Source organism: Occallatibacter sp. (assembly GCF_049802275.1).
Lineage (GTDB): Bacteria > Acidobacteriota > Terriglobia > Terriglobales > Acidobacteriaceae > Telmatobacter.
Window position 1 is genome coordinate 1 of the sequence record NZ_JBARMD010000712.1, and the last position, 3,076, is coordinate 3,076.

Here is a 3,076-nt window from a genome sequence, read left to right on the forward strand (position 1 = left end):
GCCGCGATGGGTGGCTGGCATATGCCGGCGAGTCCGGCGCAGTCGGCTGCGGTGGCGATTGGCGGACTGGCGCAGGCGACGCTGATTGCGACTTACGACTACTGGGGCTACTACAACATCACTTTCCTTGGCAGCGAAGTGAAGCAGCCGGAGAAGACGATTCCGCGCGCGATCCTGCTGTCGGTGCTGTTTGTGACGACGCTCTATGTCGTGATGAATCTTTCGGCGCTGCCGTCGATGCACGAGGCAGCGGCACATGTGAAGGAGAGTGCGATTCTGCGCCTGCAACTGGTCGCGGAGATTGCGCGCTCGGCTTTCGGACGGTGGGCAGGCTACACAGTTGCGGCGCTCGTCATGTGGACGGCGTTTGCATCAGTCTTCTCGTTGCTGCTGGGATATTCGCGCGTGCCGTTTGCAGCGGCGCAGAGCGGGAACTACTTTCGTTTTCTGGCGGCAGTGCATCCGAAGCATGGGATTCCGCATCGGTCACTGGTGGCGCTGGGGCTGGTGGCCACGGTGTTCTGCTTCTTCAGCTTGCAGCAGGTGATCACGATGCTGGTAGTGACTCGGATTCTGTTGCAATTCTTTTTGCAGCATGTGGGGGTGATTCTGCTGCGCTGGCAGAGGCCGGAGTTGGAGCGTCCGTTCAAGATTCCGCTGTATCCGCTGCCGCCAGTGCTGGCGATGGCGGGATTTGTGTTCATCCTGGTAAACCGCAGTAACGCGATGAGCGGGCTGGCGATGGCCGGCGGCATTGCGGTTAGCGGAACCTTGATCTATCTTTGGCGCGCGAAAGGGCTGGGCCAGTGGCCGTTTGGTGGCGCGGAGGATACACATCCAAGCTAGGTGAGCGTGGTGTCTGCGGCACGTGGTCCGGACAAGAATGGTCCGAGATGTGGTGCAATGATCTCCCCGTTTTGCCAGCCGCGAGAGCTTTCCGACTCTCGTTCCGCACTCCAAGGGCGGATGGTGGACAATCCGGAAGTCATCCATTTTCGAGTTCTGTCCGGTTAGATGGTAATACACTAGTTGCTCTAATCCCGCGTCGAATATATGCCCTGCTATCATCGGCGCGTGGAAGATCAAGCACTCAAATGGTGGCATGTGCGGTGGACGTTGGCCGGTCGCATAGTCTCCCGGTTTGCAAAGGTTTCTGGAAAGATCATTGGGCTGTTGTGTTTGGGTGCCCTGATTATCTGTTCCGCTTATTACCTGCTATCGCCTTGGATCACCGCACAGGGACTCAAATCGGATCCTCGATTCGGCCTCGTGCCCGTGAGTCTCTCAGGTAAGGCCGAGGCGCCCCTGTCTAGCGCGATCATCGAAGGCTACGGCTTCAATATTAAATTCCCTAGAGGCGTAGTCATCCACACGGCTGAAGATACGATGATCGTGCAATCCCGCGACGGGGAAATATGGATCAAAAACGCGCCGAGCGATGTGAATGATTTGGTCTTCGGCGCGGTCTTAAACAAGGGCGCTCAAAAACTCCTTGAGCAAGGGCTACTCCGTTCCAAGTTCAAGCTGATGCAAGCTGTGATGTCAACGACACCGGACCAGGTGAAATGGTGGAGACTTCGCTCTCGACAAAACCAGAGAGCCGAGTTCCTACTGTTAACAAAGCTCACTGTTCTCGTAGGGTCGATACACCGCTTGACCCCTATCTACGCGATCTCCTCTGGAGAGATTCGAGGATTTCAGTTGGGGAATCCGAACGTTCCACCTTACGAAGCGCATCTAGATTTGTTCGACGCCGCAGACCGGCACTACGCCTTGGATGTCATGGGGCCGGAGGGGCATGGGCAGGTGCTCACCCAGGAGGAAATCAACGCAATCGTTTCGTCAATCCAGCCTATCTCGGACCACTGACTCTATGGGACAAAATTAGACAATCACTGGGAAATCCTGAGTAAGGACTGGGTGGTGGACGATTCGGAAATTGAGATGTTTTGGGCTTACGAAGAGATGAGCAACTGCAGGTTCCTCCACTCCGCTGCGCTCCGGTCGGAATGACAACTTTTATTTAGCGCGAAGGAACTGGACGCGCATCGCAATTTGTGTTTAGTCTAGCGCGAAGGAGATTGGCGCATCGCGGGAAAGTCGTCACCCACTTTCCCACCCATGATGCGATGAGGCTGCGTCATGGATGGGGCACGCAGAATCGTGCTGATTGATGCGGAGAGAGATTGGTGAGACTTTCCGCAGTGAGCCGGATTTATTCGCCGTTCAGGGCGTTGGTTGCGGCCTTGAGTTTGTCGGTTTCGCGTTCGATGGCGGCGGCGGTTCTGGCGATTTGGGGATCGACGGCGGACCACTGCTTTTGCTCGATGGCTTCGCGAACAGCGGGCAGGGTTTTGACGCCGTAGCCGGTGAAGAATCCGGGGGCGTAGACCATGTTTTCAAACCACGGGCGATTGGGCAGGCCCGCGGGATCGGTGAGGGCGTGTTCGGTTGAGATCAGTAGCACGTTGACCTTGGGGTCAACGTTGTCTGCGTGTGCGGTGAAGGCCTTCTCGTAGTCTGCGGCCGCGGCGGTGAGATCGTCGGAGGCCTGATCGAGGGGGGCGAAATTGAAGTAGGGCGGCACGACATCAACCGGAGGCGGCACGCTGGTCTTCTTCGGATCGGCGGCGGCCTTGTAGACGCCATCGGCGAGGTCGGCGTTGCGGTCCTTGATCTGGGTGCGCATGGTGTCGGCGAGTTTTTTAACTTCGGTCACGTAGGTGCGGATGGTGTCGGCCTGATCGGTGAACTGATAGGGCAGGATGTCGGCGTCGGCCATGCGCATCATCATGGTTCCGGCGGTTTGCGCGAGCGCGCGGCCGTAGACGAAGTCAGTGTCCTGAAAATGTGTGTAGTAGTAAAAGTCGTCGTAGACGGAGTGGTACTGGCCGCCGCCCTGGTCTTCGCCGCCGTAGCCGAGGTTGGCGCTGGGAACACCGAGGTGGTCGATGAAGACGGTGTAGTCGGAGCCAGATCCGAGGGCGCCGATGCGCGAATCGGTGCGGGATTTAGCTTCGGTGCGCATCTCGGGAGTGCCGCGCAGACGGGCGGCGAGGCGAGCACGTTTCCAGAC

The 3,076-nt window shown here is 58.0% G+C and carries 3 protein-coding genes; 2 read left to right on the top strand and 1 reads right to left on the bottom strand.

All coding sequences use genetic code 11. The features are described 5' to 3' along the window. Positions 1-846 (top strand): APC family permease (locus WA354_RS24015; protein WP_472815557.1); only part of this gene is annotated, 846 nt, incomplete at its 5' end. Positions 847-1,074: 228 nt separating this feature from the next. Continuing rightward, positions 1,075-1,869, top strand: a complete 795-nt coding sequence (locus WA354_RS24020; protein ID WP_472815558.1) for a hypothetical protein — start codon at positions 1,075-1,077, stop codon at positions 1,867-1,869. A gap of 346 nt (positions 1,870-2,215) precedes the next feature. On the opposite strand, the gene WA354_RS24025 is transcribed toward WA354_RS24020, so the two are convergent. After that, the coding region (locus WA354_RS24025; protein WP_472815559.1) for a transferrin receptor-like dimerization domain-containing protein at positions 2,216-3,076 on the bottom strand (861 nt) is incomplete at its 5' end.